The organism is Streptomyces sp. NPDC004838 (genome assembly GCF_053600955.1).
Map to the genome: position 1 here is coordinate 463,646 of NZ_JBSGAW010000002.1, position 22,447 is coordinate 486,092.

General features: G+C 71.3%; 18 protein-coding genes, 1 pseudogene and 1 riboswitch. Of the genes and pseudogenes, 11 read left to right on the forward strand and 8 right to left on the reverse strand.

Translation table 11 applies throughout. The annotated features are described in order from the left end of the window. Window positions 1–105: 105 nt before the first annotated feature. The 5 genes from qcrC to ACWEFL_RS04400 all read left to right on the forward strand — a co-directional run bounded on the left by qcrC (window position 106) and on the right by ACWEFL_RS04400 (window position 6,969). Entirely contained in the window at window positions 106–915 is an 810-nt protein-coding gene (gene qcrC / locus ACWEFL_RS04380) for a cytochrome bc1 complex diheme cytochrome c subunit (RefSeq protein WP_451707200.1), read from the forward strand. After that, the gene (gene qcrA, locus ACWEFL_RS04385) at window positions 912–1,994 is read left to right on the forward strand and encodes a cytochrome bc1 complex Rieske iron-sulfur subunit (RefSeq protein ID WP_451707203.1); all 1,083 of its coding nucleotides are present in this window, start codon (window positions 912–914) and stop codon (window positions 1,992–1,994) included. Before qcrC ends, qcrA begins: the two co-directional genes overlap by 4 nt. Further along, the gene (qcrB, locus tag ACWEFL_RS04390; RefSeq protein WP_451707206.1) at window positions 1,991–3,661 is read left to right on the forward strand and encodes a cytochrome bc1 complex cytochrome b subunit; all 1,671 of its coding nucleotides are present in this window, start codon (window positions 1,991–1,993) and stop codon (window positions 3,659–3,661) included. Before qcrA ends, qcrB begins: the two co-directional genes overlap by 4 nt. 147 nt (window positions 3,662–3,808) lie before the next feature. After that, window positions 3,809–4,885, forward strand: coding sequence for an anthranilate phosphoribosyltransferase (trpD, locus tag ACWEFL_RS04395; protein ID WP_451707209.1), 1,077 nt, complete (start codon window positions 3,809–3,811; stop codon window positions 4,883–4,885). 417 nt (window positions 4,886–5,302) lie between these two features. After that, a riboswitch (SAM riboswitch) is annotated at window positions 5,303–5,420 on the forward strand. Window positions 5,421–5,580: 160 nt separating this feature from the next. Next, window positions 5,581–6,969 (forward strand): aminotransferase class V-fold PLP-dependent enzyme, encoded by a 1,389-nt coding sequence (locus ACWEFL_RS04400; protein ID WP_451707212.1) that lies wholly within the window; start codon window positions 5,581–5,583, stop codon window positions 6,967–6,969. On the opposite strand, the gene ACWEFL_RS04405 is transcribed toward ACWEFL_RS04400, so the two are convergent. The 7 genes and pseudogenes from ACWEFL_RS04405 to ACWEFL_RS04435 all read right to left on the reverse strand — a co-directional run bounded on the left by ACWEFL_RS04405 (window position 6,924) and on the right by ACWEFL_RS04435 (window position 13,443). Then, window positions 6,924–8,117 (reverse strand): glycerate kinase family protein, encoded by a 1,194-nt coding sequence (locus ACWEFL_RS04405; protein ID WP_451707214.1) that lies wholly within the window; start codon window positions 8,115–8,117, stop codon window positions 6,924–6,926. The genes ACWEFL_RS04400 and ACWEFL_RS04405 overlap by 46 nt on opposite strands. A gap of 34 nt (window positions 8,118–8,151) precedes the next feature. After that, entirely contained in the window at window positions 8,152–9,564 is a 1,413-nt protein-coding gene (locus ACWEFL_RS04410; protein ID WP_451707217.1) for an SLC13 family permease, read from the reverse strand. A gap of 107 nt (window positions 9,565–9,671) precedes the next feature. Then, a complete protein-coding gene (locus tag ACWEFL_RS04415; RefSeq protein ID WP_451707220.1) occupies window positions 9,672–10,346 on the reverse strand; it encodes a response regulator transcription factor in 675 nt (224 codons plus the stop codon). Then, window positions 10,343–11,920, reverse strand: a complete 1,578-nt coding sequence (locus ACWEFL_RS04420) for a sensor histidine kinase (RefSeq protein WP_451707222.1) — start codon at window positions 11,918–11,920, stop codon at window positions 10,343–10,345. Before ACWEFL_RS04420 ends, ACWEFL_RS04415 begins: the two co-directional genes overlap by 4 nt. Then, window positions 11,883–12,257 carry a small secreted hydrophilic protein gene (locus tag ACWEFL_RS04425; RefSeq protein ID WP_451707329.1) on the reverse strand — a complete coding sequence of 125 codons (375 nt, stop codon included), beginning with the start codon at window positions 12,255–12,257 and terminating at the stop codon, window positions 11,883–11,885. The genes ACWEFL_RS04420 and ACWEFL_RS04425 overlap by 38 nt, the downstream gene beginning before the upstream one ends. A 117-nt stretch (window positions 12,258–12,374) precedes the next feature. Beyond that, window positions 12,375–12,656, reverse strand: a complete 282-nt coding sequence (locus ACWEFL_RS04430) for an Lrp/AsnC family transcriptional regulator (protein ID WP_451707225.1) — start codon at window positions 12,654–12,656, stop codon at window positions 12,375–12,377. Next, a pseudogene (locus ACWEFL_RS04435) lies at window positions 12,653–13,443 on the reverse strand (rhomboid family intramembrane serine protease). The gene ACWEFL_RS04430 and the pseudogene ACWEFL_RS04435 overlap by 4 nt, the downstream one beginning before the upstream one ends. A gap of 200 nt (window positions 13,444–13,643) precedes the next feature. Here ACWEFL_RS04435 and ACWEFL_RS04440 point away from each other — a divergent pair. The 5 genes from ACWEFL_RS04440 to ACWEFL_RS04460 all read left to right on the forward strand — a co-directional run bounded on the left by ACWEFL_RS04440 (window position 13,644) and on the right by ACWEFL_RS04460 (window position 19,428). After that, window positions 13,644–13,886 carry a hypothetical protein gene (locus tag ACWEFL_RS04440; RefSeq protein WP_451707228.1) on the forward strand — a complete coding sequence of 81 codons (243 nt, stop codon included), beginning with the start codon at window positions 13,644–13,646 and terminating at the stop codon, window positions 13,884–13,886. Window positions 13,887–13,930: 44 nt separating this feature from the next. Further along, window positions 13,931–15,295 (forward strand): NYN domain-containing protein, encoded by a 1,365-nt coding sequence (locus tag ACWEFL_RS04445; protein ID WP_451707230.1) that lies wholly within the window; start codon window positions 13,931–13,933, stop codon window positions 15,293–15,295. A 499-nt stretch (window positions 15,296–15,794) separates the two neighbouring features. Continuing rightward, a complete protein-coding gene (locus ACWEFL_RS04450; protein ID WP_451707231.1) occupies window positions 15,795–16,820 on the forward strand; it encodes an NlpC/P60 family protein in 1,026 nt (341 codons plus the stop codon). A 306-nt stretch (window positions 16,821–17,126) separates the two neighbouring features. Then, window positions 17,127–18,155 carry an NlpC/P60 family protein gene (locus ACWEFL_RS04455; RefSeq protein ID WP_451707233.1) on the forward strand — a complete coding sequence of 343 codons (1,029 nt, stop codon included), beginning with the start codon at window positions 17,127–17,129 and terminating at the stop codon, window positions 18,153–18,155. A 28-nt stretch (window positions 18,156–18,183) separates the two neighbouring features. After that, window positions 18,184–19,428 carry a hypothetical protein gene (locus ACWEFL_RS04460; protein ID WP_451707236.1) on the forward strand — a complete coding sequence of 415 codons (1,245 nt, stop codon included), beginning with the start codon at window positions 18,184–18,186 and terminating at the stop codon, window positions 19,426–19,428. Window positions 19,429–19,721: 293 nt separating this feature from the next. On the opposite strand, the gene ACWEFL_RS04465 is transcribed toward ACWEFL_RS04460, so the two are convergent. Further along, window positions 19,722–20,948: a glycosyltransferase 87 family protein gene (locus ACWEFL_RS04465; RefSeq protein ID WP_451707239.1), complete on the reverse strand. Its 1,227-nt coding sequence runs from the start codon at window positions 20,946–20,948 to the stop codon at window positions 19,722–19,724. Window positions 20,949–21,105: 157 nt separating this feature from the next. On the opposite strand from ACWEFL_RS04465, the gene ACWEFL_RS04470 reads away from it, so the two are divergent. Then, entirely contained in the window at window positions 21,106–22,260 is a 1,155-nt protein-coding gene (locus ACWEFL_RS04470; RefSeq protein WP_451707241.1) for a glycosyltransferase family 4 protein, read from the forward strand. Window positions 22,261–22,447 lie beyond the last annotated feature (187 nt).

Consider the following 22,447-nt stretch of genomic DNA (forward strand, 5'->3'; position numbering starts at 1 on the left):
GGGGGCAGGCGTTCACTGCCGAAGCGCACGCTTCGCGCAGACGCCGCCCGGAACAGACACAGTCCAGAAGCATCGACGCAGAAAATCCTGACACCGGGGTAATCCGTGAAAAAGCTCTCCGCACGACGACGCCATCCGCTGGCGGCGGTCGTCGTCCTACTCCTCGCGCTGGCGGCCACCGGGGGGCTGTACGCCGCGTTCGCACCCGCGGACAAGGCACAGGCTGATGACACCGCCCAGTCCCTCGCCATCGAGGAGGGCAAGAAGCTCTACACCGTCGGCTGCGCCAGCTGCCACGGAACCGGCGGTCAGGGCACCACTGACGGCCCGAGCCTGGTCGGCGTGGGCTCCGCCGCCGTCGACTTCCAGGTCGGCACCGGCCGGATGCCGGCCCAGCAGCCCGGCGCCCAGGTGCCGAAGAAGAAGGTCATCTACACCCAGGCCGAGATCGACCAGCTCGCGGCGTACGTCGCTTCGCTGGGCGCCGGCCCGATCACGCCCACAGCGAAGCAGTACAGCCCCTCGGGCGCGGACGTCGCCAGGGGTGGCGACCTCTTCCGTACCAACTGCGCGCAGTGCCACAACTTCACGGGCAAGGGCGGTGCCCTGACCAACGGCAAGTACGCCCCCACCCTGGAGGGCGTCAGCAACAAGCACATCTACGAGGCCATGCAGACCGGCCCGCAGAACATGCCTTCCTTCCCCGACGGGATCATGCCGGAGAAGGAGAAGCAGAACATCATCGCCTACGTCCAAGAGATGAACGACACCGAGGCCGAGAGCCCCGGTGGCCTGTCGCTCGGCGGCCTCGGCCCCGTCAGTGAGGGACTGTTCGCCTGGATCTTCGGACTGGGTGGGCTCATCGCAGTTGCCGTCTGGGTTGCGGCCCACACCGCTAAGGCCAAGAGGTCATGAGTAGCCAAGACATTCCAGAAGAGAACCTGCCCGAAGAGCAGGGAGCCGCGCACGGCGCGGCCGGCCACGGTGACGCCGTGGCCCGGCACGGAGAGGACTCGGCCGATCCCTTCGCCGATCCGGGGATGCCGGAGCACAAGCCGCGTATCCAGGACATCGACGAGCAGGCCGCCAGGCGGTCCGAGCGGGCGGTCGCGTTCCTCTTCACGCTGTCGATGCTGGCGACGGTCGGGTTCATCGCCTGTTACGTCATCTTCCCGGTCGACAAGATCGTCTACATCTGGCCGTTCGGTCATGTGAGCGCGCTGAACTTCTCGCTCGGTCTGACGCTCGGCGTCGCCCTCTTCGCCATCGGCGCGGGCGCGGTCCACTGGGCCCGTACCCTGATGTCCGATGTGGAGATCGCCGACCAGAGGCACCCCATCGAGGCGTCGCCCGAGGTCAAGGCCCAGGTCATGGCCGACTGGGCGGCGGGCAACGAGGAGTCCGGCTTCGGCCGGCGCAAGCTGATCCGCAACACCATGTTCGGCGCGATGGCGCTGGTGCCGCTCGCCGGCGTGGTCCTGCTGCGTGACCTCGGTCCGCTGCCGGAGAAGAAGCTCCGCTCCACGCTGTGGGCCAAGGGCAAGCAGCTCATCAACATGAACACGCACGAGCCGCTCCGTCCCGAGGACATCACCGTGGGATCGCTCGTCTTCGCCCAGCCCGAGGGCTTGGCGGAGGACGCCCACGACTGGCAGATCCAGATGGGCAAGGCGGCCCTGATGCTCGTCCGGATCCGTCCGGAGGACATCAAGGACAAGCGCGAACTGGACTGGTCGCACGAGGGCATCGTCGCCTTCTCCAAGACCTGCACCCACGTCGGCTGCCCGATCAGCCTGTACGAGCAGCAGACGCACCACGTGCTCTGCCCGTGCCACCAATCCACCTTCGATCTCTCCGACGGCGCCAAGGTCATCTTCGGCCCTGCTGGTCACCCCCTTCCGCAGCTGCGGATCGGCGTGAACGCCGAGGGCAACCTCGAAGCGCTCGGCGACTTCGAAGAGCCCGTCGGTGCCGCCTTCTGGGAGCGCGGATGAGTACTACGACTGACACCAAGCAGACCGCCCGCAAGGCGCCCGCCGGCGAGAAGGTCGCCGACTGGGCGGACTCGCGGCTGGGGATCTACTCCCTGGCCAAGGCCAACATGCGGAAGATCTTCCCGGACCACTGGTCCTTCATGCTGGGCGAGATCTGCCTCTACAGCTTCATCATCATCATCCTCACGGGTGTGTATCTGACGCTGTTCTTCAACCCGTCGATGAACGAGATCGTCTACCACGGCAGCTACGTCCCGATGCAGGGCGTGAGGGTGTCGGAGGCGTACGCCTCGACGATGGACATCAGCTTCGACGTACGCGGTGGCCTGCTCATCCGGCAGATCCACCACTGGGCCGCGCTGATCTTCGTCGCCGCGATGATGGTCCACATGATGCGCGTCTTCTTCACCGGCGCGTTCCGCAAGCCGCGCGAGGTCAACTGGCTGTTCGGCTTCCTGCTGCTCGTCCTGGGCATGTTCACCGGTTTCACCGGCTACTCGCTCCCGGACGACCTGCTCTCCGGCACCGGCGTCCGCTTCGTGCAGGGCGCGATCCTGTCCGTGCCGGTCGTCGGCACGTACATCTCGATGTTCCTGTTCGGCGGAGAGTTCCCCGGCCACGACTTCGTGCCCCGGTTCTACTCGATCCACATCCTGCTGCTGCCGGGCATCATGCTCGCCCTGCTGGTGGGCCATCTGATCCTGGTCATCTACCACAAGCACACGCAGTACGCGGGCCCCGGCCGCACCCAGACGAACGTCGTCGGCATGCCGCTGCTGCCGGTCTACATGGCCAAGGCGGGAGGCTTCTTCTTCCTGGTCTTCGGTGTGATCTCGGTGGTCGCCGCGATCGCGACCCTGAACCCGATCTGGGCGGTCGGTCCCTACCGCATCGACCAGGTCTCCACCGGCGCGCAACCAGACTGGTACATGGGCTTCGCCGAGGGTCTGGTCCGAGTGATGCCAGGCTGGGAGATCAACATCTGGGGCCACACCCTGGTGCTGGGCGTCTTCATCCCGCTGGTCGTCTTCCCGCTGGTCCTGGCCGCGATCGCCGTCTACCCGTTCATCGAGTCCTGGGTCACCGGCGACAAGCGCGAGCACCACATCCTGGACCGCCCGCGCAACGCCCCGACCCGTACCGCCTTCGGTGTGGCGTGGCTGGTCGCGTACTTCATCATGCTGGTCGGCGGAGGCAACGACATCTGGGCCACGCACTTCCATCTGTCGATCAACGCGATCACCTGGTTCGTCCGGATCTTCTTCTTCGCCGGACCGGTCCTCGCGTTCATCCTCACGAAGCGGATCTGCTTGGGTCTCCAGCGCCGTGACCGGGACAAGGTGCTGCACGGACGGGAGTCCGGCATCATCAAGCGCCTGCCGCACGGTGAGTTCATCGAGGTCCACGAGCCGATCAGCCAGGCGGATCTGCACACGCTCACCGCCCATGTGCAGCACAAGCCCATCGAGGTCGGCCCGGCGGTCGACGAGAACGGCGTCCGCCGCAAGATCGGCGTCGTCGAGAAGCTCAGGGCGAAGCTCAGCAAGGGCTACTACGGCGAGGGGAACCAGATCGTCAAGCCGACGAGCGAGGAGTACAAGGAGATCGCCGCGGCCCACGGTCACGGCGAGCACGAGGAGCTCCCCAGCGGGCAGGCGCGCCACTGACCGGCTGAGGTGATCCGACCCGATTCGACCGGCTGACCGGTCGCCACGGCAAGAGCCCCGTCCATTCGCTGGACGGGGCTCTTCGCCGTCCCCGGCGCTGGATAGGGTGGGACCATCCCTATTCGCATGTGGACCCGGGAGCGGACCATGAACGTTGTGACCCCGGCAGGCGGCGACAGCGTGGCGGACCACTCCTGGCCCGGCGTGCTCGAGTCCCTGCTGAACCATCGTGACCAGAGCGCCGACGCGACCGCCTGGGCGATGGACCGCATTCTCAGCGGCGAGGCGACGAACGCGCAGATCGCCGGGTTCGCCGTCGCCCTGCGGGCCAAGGGCGTGACCGTCGAGGAGTTCACCGGCCTCGTACGGACGATGTACGCGCACGCCAATCTGATCGAGGTGCCCGGCCCCAGCGTCGACATCGTCGGCACGGGCGGCGACGGCGCGAAGACCGTGAACATCTCCACGATGTCCGCGATCGTCGTCGCCGGAACGGGAGCGAAGGTCGTCAAGCACGGCAATCGGGCCGCGTCCAGCGCGTCGGGCGCGTCCGACGTCCTGGAGAAGCTGGGCGTCAATCTGGAGCTGACCCCGCGGCGGGTCGCGGAGGTCGCCGAGGAAGCGGGCATCACCTTCTGCTTCGCCGTGAAGTTCCATCCCGCGCTGCGGCACGTGGCGACGGCGCGGGCGGAACTGGGCATCCGGACGATGTTCAACTTCCTGGGGCCGGTGACCAACCCGGCGCGGGTGAAGGCGCAGGCCACAGGGGTCGCGGACGCCGCTATGGCACCCGTGCTGGCCGGTGTCCTGGCCGAGCGCGGCTCCTCCGCGCTGGTCTTCCGCGGTGACGACGGACTGGACGAGCTGACGACGACGGCGCCGTCGCACGTCTGGATCGTCCGCGACGGAACCGTACGCGAGGAGACCTTCGACCCGCGTGACGTCGGCATCGACCTGGTCCCGGTAGAGGCCCTCCGCGGCGCGGACGCCTCGTACAACGCGGACGTCGCCCGCCGCCTTCTCTCCGGCGAGGGCGGCCCCGTCCGCGACGCGGTCCTCCTGAACGCGGCGGCGGCGCTGGTGGCCCTCACGCCCGGCGACGGCCCCCTGGCGGAGCAGCTCTCCGCCGCGATGGCACGAGCGGCCCACTCCATCGACTCGGGCGCGGCCGGATCCGTGCTCGACCGCTGGATCACCGCGAGCAACACCCCGCCCACCGCCTGAGCCCGGACCCCGGCGTGCCCCCTCGCGGCTCGCCGGGTCCGCCGCCCCGGCCGCCCCGGTCCGGTCCGTGCGCCTCGGCCGCCGGCGGCTTCCCGCTGCCGTTGGCCGCCCGTGGCTCCTTCCTGCCCCGTTGCCGGAGGCCGGGCGGCGGAGCGCGTCCGCCGGGGGCCCGCCCTTCGACGGAGGGCGGCCCCGGAGACGCGGAGCGACGGCCCGTACACCGCGGTCCGTCCGGCGTACGAGGACGGCTCCTTGGGCCGGGCGGAGGCGGCCGGGGAGTGCGCGCACTCCGGCGCGGCGACCCTGCCCCGTCCGGCGTACGAGGGCGCACGGCCACCCCGGAAGCCGACGCTGAACAAGCACCCCGCACCGACCCCGAGTTGCGGCACACCGCACCCTTGCCATAACGTTCGCCCAGGTCATGAGTGACAGCGACTACGGCCCCGGCCCGCTGTCCGGCAACCCTCCGTCCGTGGCGGGGTGCCCCGGGTGAAGACCAGGCCGTGGGCAGCGAGGCCCACGGCAAGCGCGGACCCCTGCGAAACCCTGGGGTCCTGGTCCCGAGGGAGCAGTCTCGTGAGCAAGCGAATGCGATAGGGCGCGACAGCCCCTTCTTCCGCACACCCTCCACGCGAGCCCCTGAGCCGCCTGGAGCAGAGAAGCCATTCCGCCTTGTCCCACCGGGAGCATCCGCCATGTCCGCACGCCTGAACACCCTCGTCGACACCACCCCGCTGCCCGTCCTCGGCCGGGACGTGACCGTTCCGCTCGTCACCGGCGGCGAAGTCGCCTACGCCGCACTCGACTACGCGGCCAGCGCCCCCGCCCTCCAGCGCGTCTGGGACGACGTGGCCGCGTACGCCCCGTACTACGGCAGCGTCCACCGGGGCGCGGGCTACCTCTCCCAGCTCTCCACCGACCTGTTCGAGAACAGCCGGCGGACCGTCGCCGAGTTCCTCGGCTGCCGCGAGGGCGACCAGGTCGTCTTCACCCGTTCCACGACCGACTCCCTCAATCTGCTCGCCGCCGCGCTCCCCGCCGACTGCGAGGTCTTCGTCTTCGAGACCGAGCACCACGCCGCGCTGCTGCCGTGGTCCTCCCACGCCGCGGGGCGCGGGGGGAGGGACGCCAAGGTGACGTATCTGGACGCCCCCCGCACCCCCGCCGAGGCCGTCCGCACCCTGGAGCACGCGCTCGCCGTCCGCGACCCGCACGGACCCGCGCTGGTCTGTGTGACGGGCGCGTCCAATGTGACGGGTGAGCTGTGGCCGGTGCGGGAGCTCGCCGCCGCGGCCCATGCGCACGGTGCCAGGATCGTGCTCGACGCGGCGCAGCTCGCGCCGCATCACCCCGTCTCCGTACGGGAACTGGACGTCGACTGGGTCGCCTTCTCCGGGCACAAGCTGTACGCGCCCTTCGGCTCGGGCGTGCTCGCCGGACGGGCCGACTGGCTCTCGCGGGCGGAGCCGTATCTCGCGGGCGGCGGCGCCTCGCGCAAGGTCGCCCGGCGGACCGGCGGCGGTGTGGACGTCGAGTGGCACACCACCGCCGCCCGCCACGAGGCCGGCTCCCCGAACGTGATCGGCGCGTACGCCATCGCCTCCGCCTGCAAGGCGCTCACGGAGGCGGGCTTCGACGACCTCGTCGCCCGCGAGCAGCGCCTCGTCACACGGATCCGCGAGGGACTGGCCTCGGTGCCCGAGGTGAGGGTGCTGTCGCTGTTCGGCGACGACGCGCCCCGCGTGGGCGTGATCTCCTTCGTCGTCGACGGCTGGAACAGCTCGCACTTCGCCGCCGCGCTCTCCGCCGAGTACGGCATCGGCGTACGCGACGGCCTCTTCTGCGCCCACCCCCTCGTCCGGACCCTGCTGGACAGCGCTCTCCAGGATCCGGGCGAGTGCGGCTCGCCGGAGGCCGGACCGGGGGAGAAGTCCCTCAACGCGATCCGGGTCAGCTTCGGGGCCGGCACCCCCGACGAGCATGTGGAGCGGTTCGTACGGGCCGTGCGGGAACTGGTCACCGAGGGCGCGCGCTGGAGCTACCGCACCGAGGACGGCCGCTGCGTCCCGGACACCACCTCCTGAACCGGCAGCCGGGTCCCGATCAGGACCATCCGCAGGGCGCGCTCGGTCGCGTCGGCGAGGAACTCCCCGCCGCGACCGAGCGCCTCCGTGAGGCTGACCGGCGCGGGCAGGATCGCGCTGTACGCGTCCACCCCGGCCGACCGCACCTGGTGCGCGCCCTCGCCGATCGTGCCCGCCAGCGCGAGCACCGGCCGGCCGAACCGCTTGGCGCGCCGGGCCACCTCGGCGGGGACCTTGCCGCGCGGGGTCTGGTGGTCGAGCGCGCCCTCCGCGGTCAGGACGAGATCGGCGCGGGCCAGGCGCGCGTCCAGATCCAGATGGTCCAGCAGCACCTCGAACCGGGGCAGCAGCAGACCGCCGAGCGCGGCCAGCCCCGCGCCCAGGCCACCGGACGCGCCCGTGCCGGGACCGCCATACAGATCGGCCCGTACGTCCAGATCGCGCGTGAGGATGTACGCCCAGTGCTCCAGCGCGGCCGACAACTGCTCCACCTGCGCCGGCGTGGCGCCCTTCTGGGGGCCGAAGACGCGGGCGACCCCGCGCTCGCCGCACAGGATGTTGAACGGGTTGCAGGCGACGCGGATCTCGGTCCTGGCGAGCCGCGGGTCGAGCCCCGAGGCGTCGATACGCCTCAGCCGCGCCAGCTCCCGTCCGCCGTACGGCAGTTCGTCTCCGTCCGCGTCGAGGAGCCGAGCGCCGAGCGCCTGAAGGGCCCCGGCCCCGCCGTCGGACGTGCCGGAGTCGCCGCAGCCGACGAGGATCCGGCGCGCGCCCGCGTCGAGGGCCGCGCGGATGAGTTCGCCGACGCCGTACGTCGTCGTCGCGGCCGGGTCGCGCGCGTCGCGGGGCACGAGGGAGAGCCCCGCGACCGCCGCCATCTCCACGACGGCCGTGTACCTGTCGAGGAGCGCGAAGTGCGTCTCGACCGGCGCCCCCGTGGGACCGGTGGCGGGCATGGCGACCACCCGGCCGCCGGACGCGGCCGCCAGGGCCCTCGCCGTACCTTCGCCGCCGTCCACCAGGGGGATCAGGTCGATCTCGGCGTCCGGTACGACACGGCGCACCCCCTCGGCGATGGCCTTCGCGGCGGACTGGGCGGACAGGGATTCCTTGAAGCCGCTCGGGGCGACGGCGAATCGGGTCAGCATCACGGACTCCTGGTGCTCATGAGGGATTCGAGGTTCAGCGGACGGGCACGCCGAGCAGCGGCCAGACGCCCACGGCGAAGAGCAGGACGAGCGCGGCGATCAGCGGTGCCAGGAAGACGGAGAGCCGCAGGAGGTCGCCGGGGGTGTAGGTAGGGGTGCCGGGGATGTCGGCGTAGAGGGCGACCGGCTTGGCGGAGGCGGGCAGTGTGTGGCAGAACCCCGCGGCGGCGGTGGAGGCGAGGGCCGCCGCGACCGGATTGACCCCGGCCCCGACGGCCGCCGCGACCACCAGCGGCACCAGCACCGACGACCGGGCCGACCGCGACTGGAGCACCAGATGCGCGGCGGTGGACACGGCGACGACGATCGCCAGGAACAGCCAGGGCGGCAGATCCAGCGGAACCCCGCCCACCAGCCACTTCGCCGCGCCCGAATCGGTCAGCGCCAGTCCCATCGCCATCGTCGCGGCCATGAACAGCAGCAGCGACCACGGCACGGTCTTCAGCGCGTCCTTCAGCCGTACGGTGCCGAGCGCGGGCGAGGCCGCGACCACCGCGCCGATCAGGGCGACGACGGCGGGCGGCACCCGGTGGAGAGGTTCGCTGCACCACAGGGCGACGACCGTGGCGAGCAGCAGCGCGCACCGCGCCTCGGCGGGCGACCAGGGGCCGGTGACGGGCTGTTCGCTGTGCTCCTGGATCTGCGCGGCGGTGATCTCGACGGGTCCCTTCCGGTCCGCCCGCCGGGTGGTCGTGAGCAGGACGACCTCGGCGGCGAGATGGGAGGAGACGACGGCGAGCGGCAGCCCGAGCAGCAGCCACTGGGCGAAGCCGACGCGTTCCCCGGCCGCCTCCCAGAGCACGGACACCGTGATGAGATGCGCGCCGGCGCCGATCAGGGTCGCCACCGCGGACAGCAGGATGACGGTCGGGAACAGCAGCGCCAGCATCACCACCAGCCGGCCGCGCCCCGCGAGCGCCTTCGCCAGCGCCAGGAACACCGGCAGCGCGAGCGCGGCCCGCCCGGAGGTCGCGGGCACCGCGAAGGCGGTGACGACCAGTGCGGCGGTCGTCAGATGCGTCAACTGCCGTACGGTCCGGGCCCCGCCCACGAGGAACGCCGCGGCCCGCCCGGCGAGTCCGGTCCGCGCCACCGCCGCCGCCAGGACGAACGCGCAGATCAGCAGCCACACCGTGTCGTCCCCGAGCGTGCCGAAGAGGGTGTCGCTGCTGATCACACCCGTCACGGTGAGGGCCAGGCCCGCGCCCAGGGCGATGTACGTGTCGTCGATCGGCGTGCCGATCCAGGCGCAGGTGGCGAGGGCGAAGACGGCGAGGGTGATCCGCGCGTCACCGCCGAGCGCGGGGAAGTTCCCCGGCACGGCGAGGAGTGCGCAGACGCTCAGCGCCACGCAGAGGGTGACGGTTTGTCGCAGGTTCAGGCTCACATGATCGAGGGTTCATCCGCCCGGTGAGGGCTCCATGAGCCGATGATGAAAGGAACTTCACGAGGCCGGTGGGCGGGAGGACGTCCCGCCCCTCCCGAAAAACCGCCCTATGCCTGCGCCGACTCCGGCAGCCGGTACCCCATGCCCCGTACGGTCTCCACCCGGTCGGCTCCCAGCTTCTTCCGCAGCGCGCGGACGTACACGTCCACGATGTTCGAGCCCGGATCGAAGTCGTAGCCCCATACATGGGACAGGATCTGCTCCCGCGACAGCACCTGTCCCGGATGGCGCAGGAACAGTTCCAGCAGCACGAACTCACGCGCGGTCAGATCCACCGTGCGCCCGTCCGAGCGGGCCCTGCGGGTGCGCAGATCCAGGGTCAGTCCGCCGCTGCGCAGGACCGTGACCTCCGGTGCCCTCGCGGCCGTACGGAGCCGGAGCCGCACCCGCGCGAGCAGTTCCTCGAAGCGGAAGGGCTTGGTCATCCAGTCGTCCGCGCCGCCTTCCAGGCCGGCGACCGTGTCCCTTACGGAGTCCCGTGCGGTGAGGACGATGACCGGCATCGACACCCGGGCCTCGCGCAGTTGGCGCAGCACGGTGAAGCCGTCCCTGCCCGGCAGTCCGATGTCGAGGACGACCAGATCGAAGCCGCCGGTCATGGCGTAGTCATAGGCCGCGTCGCCGTCGCCGACGACGGTCGTGGTGAAGCCGTTGGCCCGCAGGCCCTTCTCGACGAACGAGGCGATGCGTTCCTCGTCCTCGACGATGAGTATCCGGTTCACGGCTTCGCTGCTTCCTGCTGGAGTATGAGGACGAAGGTGGCGCCGCCGCCTTCGGTCGGGCGCAGTTCCACCCGTCCACCGTGCCCTTCGGCGATGGCCTTCACAATGGCGAGGCCGAGTCCCGCGCCCGTGGCCCGCGAGCCCCGGCGCGCGGTTCCGCGGCGGAAGCGTTCGAAGATCACTCCGGCGTCCTGCGGCTGGACGCCGGGTCCGCTGTCGGCGACGTACAGCTCGATGCAGCCGTCGCTCCCACGAGCGCCGGAAGCGCCGGGGCCCCCGTCACCGTCGCCGCCACCGCCGCCTGCGCCGCCTTCAACGCCGTCGGCGGGCCCGGCGGCGAGGCGCGAGCCTATGCTGACGCGCTGGCCGGGAGCGGTGTGCTGGACGGCGTTCTGCGCGAGCTGGACCATGGCCTGCGTGATGCGCTGGGGATCGAGCCGCACCTCCGCGTCGGCGGCTCCGGCGAAGTGCCAGTCCCGCTCGCCCAGCGCCCGCGCCTTGACGAAGACGTCCGCGGTCAGCTCCCCGAGCTGTACGGCCTCCGGGGCGACGAAGTCGGGCCGCTCGGCCTTGGCGAGCAGGAGAAGGTCCTCCACGATCCGGCTCATCCGGTCCAGCTCCTCCATCACGAGCCGGACCGTCTCCTCGCGCTCCGCCGGATCGTCGCCCATCAGCTCCAGATGGCCGCGGACGATGGTGATGGGGGTGCGCAGCTCATGGCCCGCGTCGTCGACGAACTCCCGCTGGGCCGCGAACGCTCTCTCCAGCCGGTCGAGCATCGCGTTGAACGTCTTGGCGAGGGCGGCGATGTCGTCACGGCCCTGCACGGGGATGCGGCGGGTCAGATCCTGCTCGGTGAGCTGCGCGGCGGTGATCCGGACCAGGCGTACGGGCCTGAGTATGCGGCCCGCGACGACCCAGCCGATACCGGTCGTCATCAGCAGAGCCACCCCGGAGACGGCGAGGAGCATATGGAAGACGTCGCCCGCCTCGGCCTGCTCGCTCTCCGGGTGGATGGCGACGACGAAGGCCGCGGGCGCGCGGCCGTCGCCCTGCTCGATCGCGACCTTGGCCCAGCGGATCTCCCCTTCGGGCCGCTTGAGCGTGCCGATCGACTCGGGGGAGTCGAACACCGCGGCCAGGGAACGGGGATCGTCGGTCAGGGGGTGGCTGGTCCGCAGCTCACGGGATTGCACCATCTTCCGCGGAGTGGGTCCGGGCTGTTCGAAGAGACCCAGCAGCTCCTCGTCCGGGTCGGCGTACTGCCGCTGAAGGAACAGCCGCAGCAGCGGATCGGGGTCGGTGAACTTCTCGCCCGTCCGCGGGTCCATGCCGTGCTGGACGAAGTTGGCGAACTCGCTGGTCTCCTGGACGAGGAGGCCGTCGATGCGGTTGTTCACGTCGTGCAGCAGCACCGAGCGCGTGACGGCGGCGACCGCGGTCAGTGCCACGGCCATCACGATGAGCAGCCACAGAAGGATACGGGTGCGCGCGGAGACGCTGCGCAGACCGGCGGTGACCCATCCGCGTACGGGATCAGCCGTCGTCACCGTAGTCGTCGCCCCCCGGGCCATCGTCGTCCAGTCCACCGGTTCCGGAGCCGGACGGGCTCGCACCGGTGCCGCCGCCGGGTCCGGTGCCAGGTCCGGTGCCGTCGTCGTCGCCCGGTGAATTCTCGCTCACCGGTGGCGCCACCGTCTCATCGGTCGGTGCGGCCGATGAAGGGCTCAGTGTGCCCGACGGCGTGCCGGTGGAGCCGGACGGTCCCGCTGATGAACCGGTCTCCAGTTGCACCTTGGGCACGACCTTGGGCGAGTCGGGGCTGTCGGTGAGGGCATAGCTGGTCACCGCGATCCCCAGGGGTATCGCGACGACGGCCGCCAGGGCCGCGATGCGGTGGGAGAAGACCATGACGGTGATGGTGGCGGCCCCACCGGGGTGGCCGGATGAGGACAAGATGAAGACTTCTTCATCCGGACATGTCATCCGGTCGTTTCATCCGGCGGCGGCCTCATCCCGCGACCGTGATCAGGAATCGAGGCCGATCGCGAACGCGGCTTCGAGGTCGTGCTGGGAGTAGGTCCGGAAGGCGACGTGCGTGTCGGTTCCGAGGACGCCCTCGATCTTGCTGATGCTGCCGGGGATCACATCCGCCAGGTCGTCGTGCCGGGCCACCCGCACCATGGCGATCAGGTCGTAGGTGCCGGTCACGGAGAAGACCTCGCTGACGCTCTCGAGCGCCGCGATCGACTCGGCGATCTCGGGAATCCGGTCCACGCTGGTCTTGATGAGCACGATCGCGGTGATCACGGCTGACGTTCTCCCTCGGTGGCCGCTGCTGGGACCCTCACTCTAGTGCGGTGACCGGAAACGTTCACCGGCCCGCCTGTTCCACCGCGGCACCGGCCGGACGCCGGAATCGTCCCCACGCGTAGAGGAAGCCCACTCCGAACCCCACCAGATGTGCCAGATAGGCCACCCGGGGGCCGTCGACGGTGCCCGCGCCGGAGGCCGCCAGCCACTGGAGGACGAACCAGAAGAGCAGCACGATCCAGGCGGGAAAGCGCAGCGGCAGGAAGAACAGAAAGGGAAAGAGACTGGTGACGCGGGCCTTCGGAAAGAGGAAGAGAAACGCCCCGAGCACGCCCGAGATCGCTCCGGAGGCCCCCACGAGGGCCTGCTCGGAGCCCGCGTTGGCGGCGGCGAACGCGACCAGCGCGGTATAGCCGACGCCCAGATAGAACAGGGTGAACTCCACATGCCCCAGACGTTCCTCGGCCATCGCGCCGAAGACATGGAGGAAGAGCACGTTCCCGAGCAGATGCAGCCAGTTGCCGTGGACGAAGAGTGCGGTGAGCGGGGTGAGCAGGGTGCCGGACCGCCCGCTCATCAGATCGGCGGGGATCACCCCCCACCGTTCGAAGTACGCGCTCTGCGCCGCGAGCAGCGCGTCACCGGTTCCGTAGCCGGGATTGAGCCCCGACGCGGGGCCGACGAGGAAGACCGCGCAGCAGACCGCGATCAGGCCGTATGTCACCGCGGGACGGGTCGCCGGACCCCGGAGCGCCCCACGCGCCGCACCCCGCCAATCGATCACGGACAGATCATGACGTAACCGATCCGAACGGTACAGGGTGCCTCGCCGTGCTTCTGGGTACCCGCAAGGCCATAGAGTTACGAGGAGTACACCCGCAGTCCGATGGCGCACCGCGGAACCCGCACCCGGTACGGCCATGTCGTACGGATCCGCACGGCGGATCCGCAGGACAGGCCCGTACGACGAAAGAGGACGGAACGATGACAACGGTTCCTTCGCCGACGGCGGAAACCCGCTGGCGCTGCGCGCTCTGCGGCAATCTCACCCGCTTCGACGTCACCCGCTCTTCCAAGGTCGTCGAATACGTCCATCTGGACCTCGCGGGAGAGCCGACGGTCGAGGAGCGCGAGGTGCTCAGTGAGACCATCGAGTCGGTGCGCTGCCGCTGGTGCAACGCCGTGGACAAGATCGAGCTGGTGGCCAGGCCGGGCGCGGACTCCTGAGAGAACGCCCGCGACGGTGGCGACGGGTAGTGGGGTGACGGAACGTGGAGCAGCCTGACAGCGGCGCCGAACCGGCCGGTTCGGCCGCCGGCGACGCCGCGGAGGCGCTCGACCGGCCGTTGCCGGAGGGCGTGCGCCGACGGGTCATGATTCTGGTCGCGGATGCCTTCGGGGGCCTCACGATGGCCGAGCTCCCCTCTCAGCTGCGCCAGTACGCCCGTTTCACCCCCTCCCGCCGGGCCAAGCTCGCCGGCAACGCGATGGCCGCGGCCCTGGAGAGCGACTCCGTCTTCCGGCAGCGGATCGCCGAGCGGCTCACCTCGGCGCAGCCCGAGCTGTGCGCCGCCCTGACGGCCGGATCGCCGCCCGCCGCGGCCGATCCGCTCGATGTGGCTGCGGCGGCGTATGTCCTGCGGCCCACCGGATGGGTGAAACTCGTCGCCGCCGCAGGAGAGGAGGCCCTGCGGGCCGACGCCGAACGCGCCGACGCGGCGGGCCGGCGCGAACTGGAACGGCTGCGCCGGGAGCTGTCCGAGGCGCGCGGGCTGATCAAGAGCGAGACCGAGCGGCTCCGCACCGAGCTGGAGACGGTCCGCAAGGAAGCCGAATCGCTTCGCCGGAAGCTGCGGAGCGCCCAGAGCGACGTCAAGCGCCGTGAGGCCGCCGTCCGCCGGGCGACCGCGGAGATCGAGACCGCTCGGTCGGAGGCGGCCGGGCAGGTGTCGGCGGCCGAGAGCGAGAGCCGGCGGCTCAAGGCACGCCTCGGGGAGGCGGAGGCGGCCGTCGAGGCGGGCCGCAAGGCCGCCCGCGAGGGCCGCTCGATCGAGGGCATGCGGATGCGGCTGCTGCTGGACACCGTCCTGGACGCGGCCCAGGGCCTCCGCCGTGAGCTGGCTCTGCCGCCCACGACCCTCCATCCCGCCGACACGGTCGACGCGGTGGAACCCGGCCGGATGTCACCCAAGGACATCGCCGCCCGCGCCCTGTCCGAGACCGACCCGGCCCTGCTCGACCAGTTGCTCGCGCTGCCCCAGGTCCATCTGGTGGTCGACGGCTACAACGTCACCAAGACCGGCTATCCCACGATGCCGCTGGAGAAACAGCGGCTGCGGATCCTCGGCGGGCTCTCGGTGCTCGCCGCGCAGACCGGGGCCGAGATCACCTGTGTCTTCGACGGGGCCGAACTGGCGGCCCCCGTGCTGCTCGCGCCACCGCGCGGGGTCAGGGTGCTGTTCTCCAAGCCGGGCGTCACGGCCGATGAGCTGATTCGCCAGCTTGTCCGGGCGGAGCCGCCCGGCCGGCCCGTCGTGGTCGTCTCCACCGATCGCGAAGTCGCCGACGGCGTCGCCAAGGCCGGGGCCAGGCCCGTCGCGTCGGCGCTGCTGCTGAAACGGCTCTCGCGCGTCTGATTCGCCCCGCGCGGCCGCACGGCGTTGCGCGTGCCCTCCGTACGCACCTCCGCTGTACGTACCTCCGGTCCGCCCCGATCCCCGGTCGGCGTGTCCGTGCCGACACGCGCGACACAGGCGACACAGACGGCACAGGCGGCGTGTCTCTTGTACCCATCTCAGAGAAAATCGGAGTTACGGGTAACTTGCGTACGCAATGCCCGCATTGGTGCCTGATCTGGCGGGACGGTCTGTCAGATACCCATCACCGGGTGTGTGATGCGGGTAAATAATGCCCCAGGGCCGTGAGATTTTTCGCACCAGGATTTGAAGTGATCACAAGAAGGTCACTAAGGTCGGGCCTCGAACCTTCGCGCGGTCGATCGCCCATCCGGGGTGACAGCGGAGGAGCCGCCGAGTCCGCGTACGTCGGCCAGTTCCCGGGGGAGCCGAGCGCGCGGAGCCGGGGATCACGTCCCCCACCCGGCAGGCGGTCATGAGGAAGAAGGAGCCCGCCTTCGTGGCGTCTCACCGTCGTGCCAAGCAGCCGGGCCGCACCCGTGTGACCGTTCTGACCGCCACCGCCGCGGCGGCTGTCGCTCTGACCTCCCAGGCCGCCAACGCGGCCCCGCAGCCGAACAAGAACGAGGTCAAGGAGAAGGTCGACAAGCTCTACGAGGAGGCCGAGAAGGCCACCGAGAAGTACAACGGCGCCAAGGAGCAGCAGGACAAGCTCCAGAAGCAGGTGGACGGGATCCAGGACAGGGTCGCCCGCGGCCAGGACGAGCTGAACACCCTGCGCGGCAAGCTCGGCACGGTCGCCAGCGCCCAGTACCGCACCGGCGGCATGGACCCGGCCATCCAGCTCTTCCTCTCCTCCGACCCGGACACCTATCTCGACCAGGCGTCCGCCCTCGACCAGCTCGGCTCCAAGCAGTCCGCCGCGCTCACCGAGATCCAGTCCAAGCAGCGCACCCTCGCCCAGCAGCGCAAGGAGGCCCAGTCGAAGCTGGGCGACCTCGCCGACACGCGCAAGCTCCTCGGCGAGAAGAAGCGCGAGGTCCAGTCGAAGCTCGGTGCGGCGCAGAAGCTCCTGAACTCGCTCAGCGCGAAGGAGCGCGCGGCCGTCACCGCCGACGACACCCGCGCCAACCGCGCCAGCGCCCGCGCGGACCTCGGCAAGTCCGTCCCCGCCTCGCAGCGCGCCGCCGCGGCCTTCGCGGCCGGCCAGAGCAAGATCGGCACGCCCTACGTGTTCGGCGCGTCCGGCCCGAACTCCTTCGACTGCTCCGGCTTCACCTCCTGGGCCTTCGCGCAGGCCGGCGTCGCCATCCCGCGCACCTCGCAGGCGCAGGCCAGCGCCGGCACCCGGATCTACTCGCAGAGCCAGCTCAAGCAGGGCGACCTCGTGATCTTCTACGGGGACATGCACCACGTCGGCTTCTACGCGGGCAACGGCCAGGTCCTGCATTCGCCCCGGACCGGTGCGGTCGTGCGGTACGAGTCGATCAACAACATGCCCTTCCAGTTCGGCGTCCGTATCTGACCGGTTCGGCGTCCGAGCGGCCCGGCGCGGCCACGGCCGACGGCTCTCCGCGGATCGGCGGGCCCGGCACGCACCGCCGGGCCCGGCGCGCGGGACGGAGCACCTCCCGGACGCGCCACGGACACGGGACAGACGCCCGAACGGGCGAATTCCCCTCCCTCGCGCTGACACCCCGCCCCGCCGGTGACCTGTGGTCTCCCGGCGGGGCGTCACTGTGCGTGCCCGGCGAGGTCGTTGGCCGCCGTGTGGTCGCCCGGCTACTGTCTGCCGCGCAACATCCCCGTACAGCGGAAGGGAGCGCGGCCCGTGGCGTCCCATCGACGGTCCTCACAGCCCGGTCTCACTCACAGTGCCCGGGTCACCGTCCTGTCGGCCGCCGCGGCGACGGCCGCGGCGGCGTTCGGGGCCGCACCGGCGAGCGCCGACCCCCACGACTCCCCGGACGCGGCGCGGGCCCGTGTGGACCGGCTCCTCGAAGAGGCCGAGAAGGCGACCGAGGCGTACAACAAGGCGGGGGAGCGGGCCGGGAAGCTCCGCGAACAGGTCGCCGCGGCACAGGACAGCGTGGCGCGCGGCCAGGAACGCGTCAACCGGATGCGCGAAGCCCTCGGAACCGCCGCGGGTGCCCAGTACCGCTCGGGCGGCATCGACCCCGCGCTCTCCCTGCTGCTCTCCGCCGACCCGGACAACTATCTGGAGAAGGCCGAGCTGCTGGAACGCGTCAGCGAGCGCCAGGCCGTCGCGCTCCATGACTTCGGGCACGCACAGCGCGAACTCGGCCGAGAGCGCGAGGAGACCACACGTCACCTCGCCGAGCTGGAGCGCAGCCGGAACGCCGTCGCCCGCCACAAACGCACCGTCGAGCGCAAGCTCGCCGAGGCGCGGCGGCTCCTCAACTCCCTGCCGTCGGCGGACCGCGAGGCGTACGACCGGTCCTCCCGCTCCGGCCGGGACGCCTTGCCGGGACCGTCCGGCGAGGCGGCCGCCTCCTCCCGCGCCGCCGCGGCGGCCGCGGCGGCCCGCAGCGCCGTCGGCCGCCCCTATGTGTGGGGCGCCAACGGTCCCTCCGGCTTCGACTGCTCCGGCCTCATGCAGTGGGCCTACGCCCGGGCCGGCGTCGCGCTGCCGCGCACCTCGCAGGCGCAGCGGTACGCGGGACGGCAGGTTCCGCTGTCCCAGGCGCGCCCCGGAGATCTCGTCGCCTACCGCGACGACGCCAGCCATATCGGGATGTACATGGGCAACGGCCAGGTCGTGCACGCGCCCTATCCCGGAGCCTCGGTGCGGTACGACCCGGTCGGCATGATGCCCGTCTCCTCGGTCACACGGGTCTGAGCGGGGCCGCGTTCCGTACCATCGGCGGATGACGGATCGCGGGAGCAACGGGCGCGGGGTGACACGGAGAGCGGCGGGACTCGGTCTCGCCGCCGCCCTGCTGGGCCCCGTGCCGCTCTCCGGCTGCTCGACGACCCCCAAGGCGTCCGACCGTACGGTCGACTCCATCCAGCGCGCCCTGAACGCCCGCGCCGCCGCCGTGCTCGACCGCGACGAGTACGCCTACCTCGCCGCGATCGCCCCCGAACCGGCCGAACTGCGGGCGGCCGAGCGCCGCCAGTTCCGCAATCTCGCGAATGTGCCGATCGGGTCCTGGGAGTACCGGGTCCGCGAGGTGGAGCGCGACGGCGACAAGGCGGTCGCCGAGGCCGCACTCCGGTACCGGATCTCCGGCTACGACACCGCCCCGGTCATCGTCCCCCGCCGGCTGGAACTGGAACTGCGCGGCGACCACTGGTACGTGACGGCCGACCGGCCGGGCGAGGGAGCCGCCGAGCAACTCTGGCAGCAGGGCCCCGTCTCGGTGGTCCGGGGTAAACGGAGCCTGGTCCTCGCGGTCGGCCAGGACCAGGCCCGCCTCAAGGTCCTCGCGGCCACCGCCGACCGCGCCGTCCCCGCGGTCTCGGCGGCCTGGCCGTCCCGGTGGGCCGAGCGGGTCGTCATCCTCGTCCCCGGCTCCGTCGACGCGATGGGGGCCCTTCTGGGCACCCCGTCGGCCGGATACCGGGGCATCGCCGCCGTCACCACGGGCGAGACCGGCACGAAGGCGGCGGTGCCCGCCGACCGTGTGATCGTCAACCCGGCGGCCTACGGAATGCTCGGCGACTTCGGCCGGGAGGCGGTCATCACCCACGAGACCACCCATGTCGCGACCCGCGCCCACACGTCCGCCGCCACACCCATGTGGCTCTCCGAGGGTTTCGCCGACTGGGTCGCCTACCGCGTCACCAACCGCACGACGGGCCAGATAGCCCCCGAACTCCAGCGCGCCGTCCGCCGAGGCGAGTCCCTCCCCGGCCTCCCGTCCGACGAGGACTTCTCCTTCGGCGGTGACCCGGACGCCCTCGCCCGCGCCTACGAGGGAGGCTGGCTCGCCTGCGAACTGATCGCGGAACACTGGGGCGAGGCCGAGCTGACGAGCTTCTACCAGGCGGTGGGCAGGGGCAAGGACCGCTCCACGGCGACGCAGAGGGCGATGTCGGACATCCTCGGCACGACCCGCGACGACTTCACCGTGCGATGGCGCGCGTACGTACGCACCCGGTTGGCGTAGGGCCCGCGATTGCAGCCTCGCCGGCGTTTGAGGCGCGGGGTCCGGGGCGGAGCCCTGGGGGTGCGTACGGGCGGGTTTCGCGCTGAGGGTGGTGCGTCCCTGGCTGGGACGCATGGTGCCGGGGTGGAGATCGGCGGGCTTCGCCGGGCCGGTTCGTTTGAATCGCCTCGGTCTCCCGTGGCCTATGGGGTGGGTGTTTTTCAGCCTCGCCGGCGTTTGAGGCGCGGGGTCCGGGGCGGAGCCCCGGGGGTGCGTACCGGCGGCCTCCACGCCGAACGCGGTGCGCCCTCGCATCAGGAACGCTGAAGTTCGGGCACAGGTCGGCGCATCGCGCCCCGCGTCGGGACCGTCGCGCGCCACAGCCGTGCCCCCGCCGTCAGCGTCGCCGCCACCAGCAGCCCGTTCCGTACCACCAGCAGCGTCAGCCCCACCGCGTCGCTCGCGACCACGTGCGCGAACCAGATCGGGAACTCCAGCACCGTCACCCCGGTCGCCGCCAGCACCAGTCCGGCGGGCAGTGTCATCCGGCTCCCCCGGAAGACCAGACAGCAGGCCGCCAGGCCCACGAGCCAGAGCATGTACTGGGGGCTGATGACCCGGCTCGTCGTCGTGAAGAGCAGCACCGCCGCGAACGCCGCGTCGCACGGCGTACCGGGACCGAACTCCCGCGCCCTGACCCGCCACCACGCCAGCCATCCGAGCGCCGCGACGGCCAGCGCGAGAGCCAGGGCCGACACCAGGGGCACGTACGGGCCGACGAATTCGACCGAGCCGTAGTTCAGCAGCACCTGTCCCTCCCAGCCGGCCCGGCGCGCGACATGGAAGACGAGCGCGCCGAGCGACTCGACCTCCGTACCCCGGTCGCGCTGATACGTGAGGAAGGCCAGTGAGCCCGGCATCGTCACCAGGAACAGCAGCGTCAGCCCGCCGGCCGTGACCGCCGCCGCGGCCCACGCGCGCCGGGTGGCCCGCCCCCGCGCCACCCCCACGAGCAGCAGGACCGGCCAGACCTTGAGCAGCGCTCCGATTCCGGCCAGCGTCCCCAGGAGACGGGGACGCCGTGCGCCCGCGATCAGCGCGGCGACCGCGACGGCCGTGACCATCAGGTCGTAGCGCGCGTACGCGGTGGGTCCGAGGAGCGGTACGCCGCAGGTCCACACCCAGGCCCCTCGCCGGGACGCTCCGGGCCGCCCGCCCGCGTACAGCAGCATGCCGAGCACCGCGGCGTCACAGACCAGGATCAGGACGAAGAACGCGGAGGCGTAGCCGAGGAACGGCAGCACCGAGGGCGACAGGATCGCGAGCGCGGCGGCGGGCGGATACTGCCAGGTCACATCGTCCAGCGGAAAGGAGCCGGTCCGCAGGACCTCGTACCAGCCCCGGTAGATCACCGACACATCGGAGGTGACGTCCGGACCGGGGAAGGGGACGGCCTTGAAGACGAGCAGCAGCAGCGCCGTCCTGGTGAGAAACCAGACCGCGAGGATCCCCGCAGTGCCGCCGCGCCTGTTCTCCCCCATGGGTGCCTCATCCACTTTCATGCCGATTTGTGAACTGCCCATGATGCCGGGCGGAACCGAGGCCGGGCGATGAGGCGGGGCCGGGCGATGAGGCGCGGCCGGACCGCGCCTGCCCGGCTTCGGCCGCTTCCCGGGATTTCGGTACTGTCGGCGGACGATGCACAAGACCTTGATCGTGACCAACGACTTTCCGCCCCGGCCCGGCGGCATCCAGGCGTTCCTGCACAACATGGCGCTGCGGCTCGACCCCGACCGGCTCGTCGTCTACGCCTCGACCTGGAAGCGCGGCCACGAGGGCGCCGAGGCCACCGCCGCGTTCGACGCCGAGCAGCCGTTCACCGTCGTACGCGATCGCACGACGATGCTGCTGCCCACCCCGCGCGTCACCCGGAAGGCGACCGCGCTGCTGCGCGAACACGGCTGTGAGTCCGTGTGGTTCGGAGCGGCGGCCCCGCTCGGGCTGATGGCCCCCGCCCTGCGCGCCGCCGGCGCGCGCCGGATCGTCGCCACCTCGCACGGCCATGAGGCCGGCTGGGCCCAGCTGCCCGCCTCCCGTCGGCTGCTGCGCCGGATCGGCGAAGGCACGGACACGATCACCTATCTGGGTGAGTACACCCGTTCGCGTATCGCCTCCGCGCTGACGCCGGACGCGGCCGGGCGCATGGTCCGGCTGCCGCCCGGTGTGGACGAGAAGACCTTCCACCCGGATTCGGGCGGCGACGCCGTACGGGAGAGCCTCGGGCTGACGGACCGTCCGGTGGTCGTCTGTGTGTCACGCCTGGTGCCCCGCAAGGGCCAGGACACCCTGATCCTGGCGATGCCGACCATCCTCGCGAAGATCCCGGAAACCGTTCTGCTGATCGTCGGCGGCGGACCGTACGAGAAGGACCTGCGCCGACTGGCGCACGAGACGGGGGTGGCCGACTCGGTGCGGTTCACCGGCGCCGTCCCGTGGGCGCGGCTGCCCGCTCACTTCGGCGCGGGCGACGTGTTCGCCATGCCCTGCCGTACCCGCAGGGGCGGTCTCGACGTCGAAGGGCTCGGCATCGTCTATCTGGAGGCGTCGGCGACCGGTCTGCCGGTCGTGGCGGGCGACTCCGGCGGTGCGCCCGACGCCGTGCTCGACGGGGAGACCGGCTGGGTGGTCCACGGCGGCACCGGTCAGGGGCCGGTGGGGGAGTCCGCCGAGCGGATCGTGGCCCTCCTCGAAGACCCGGAGCTGCGGCGGCGGATGGGAGAGCGGGGACGCCGCTGGGTCGAGGACCGATGGCGCTGGGATCTGCTGGCCGAAAAACTGCGCGACCTGCTCTGAACCCTCGCCCGACCGGTCCCGGATGCCGGCGCGAGCCCCGTACACGACACTTCACCGAGCTACGTAATGACGACCTATTGACGGCGTATCAGTTCCGGTCCTGTCCGGCATATGAGCGAGGAGGCGGGATCTCACTCACGCTCGGGCCGGGACTCCACAGCCGACGCGCCGTCACATGCTGGGCGCG

Coding starts and splice junctions, on each gene's coding strand:
- ACWEFL_RS04465 (WP_451707239.1), bottom strand. CDS start 20,948: ATGGGGGAGAACAGGCGCGGCGGCACTGCGGGGATCCTCGCGGTCTGG.
- trpD (WP_451707209.1), top strand. CDS start 3,809: ATGAACGTTGTGACCCCGGCAGGCGGCGACAGCGTGGCGGACCACTCC.
- qcrA (WP_451707203.1), top strand. CDS start 912: ATGAGTAGCCAAGACATTCCAGAAGAGAACCTGCCCGAAGAGCAGGGA.
- ACWEFL_RS04400 (WP_451707212.1), top strand. CDS start 5,581: ATGTCCGCACGCCTGAACACCCTCGTCGACACCACCCCGCTGCCCGTC.
- qcrB (WP_451707206.1), top strand. CDS start 1,991: ATGAGTACTACGACTGACACCAAGCAGACCGCCCGCAAGGCGCCCGCC.
- ACWEFL_RS04460 (WP_451707236.1), top strand. CDS start 18,184: ATGACGGATCGCGGGAGCAACGGGCGCGGGGTGACACGGAGAGCGGCG.
- ACWEFL_RS04425 (WP_451707329.1), bottom strand. CDS start 12,257: ATGGTCTTCTCCCACCGCATCGCGGCCCTGGCGGCCGTCGTCGCGATA.
- ACWEFL_RS04440 (WP_451707228.1), top strand. CDS start 13,644: ATGACAACGGTTCCTTCGCCGACGGCGGAAACCCGCTGGCGCTGCGCG.
- ACWEFL_RS04470 (WP_451707241.1), top strand. CDS start 21,106: ATGCACAAGACCTTGATCGTGACCAACGACTTTCCGCCCCGGCCCGGC.
- ACWEFL_RS04405 (WP_451707214.1), bottom strand. CDS start 8,117: ATGCTGACCCGATTCGCCGTCGCCCCGAGCGGCTTCAAGGAATCCCTG.
- ACWEFL_RS04420 (WP_451707222.1), bottom strand. CDS start 11,920: ATGGCCCGGGGGGCGACGACTACGGTGACGACGGCTGATCCCGTACGC.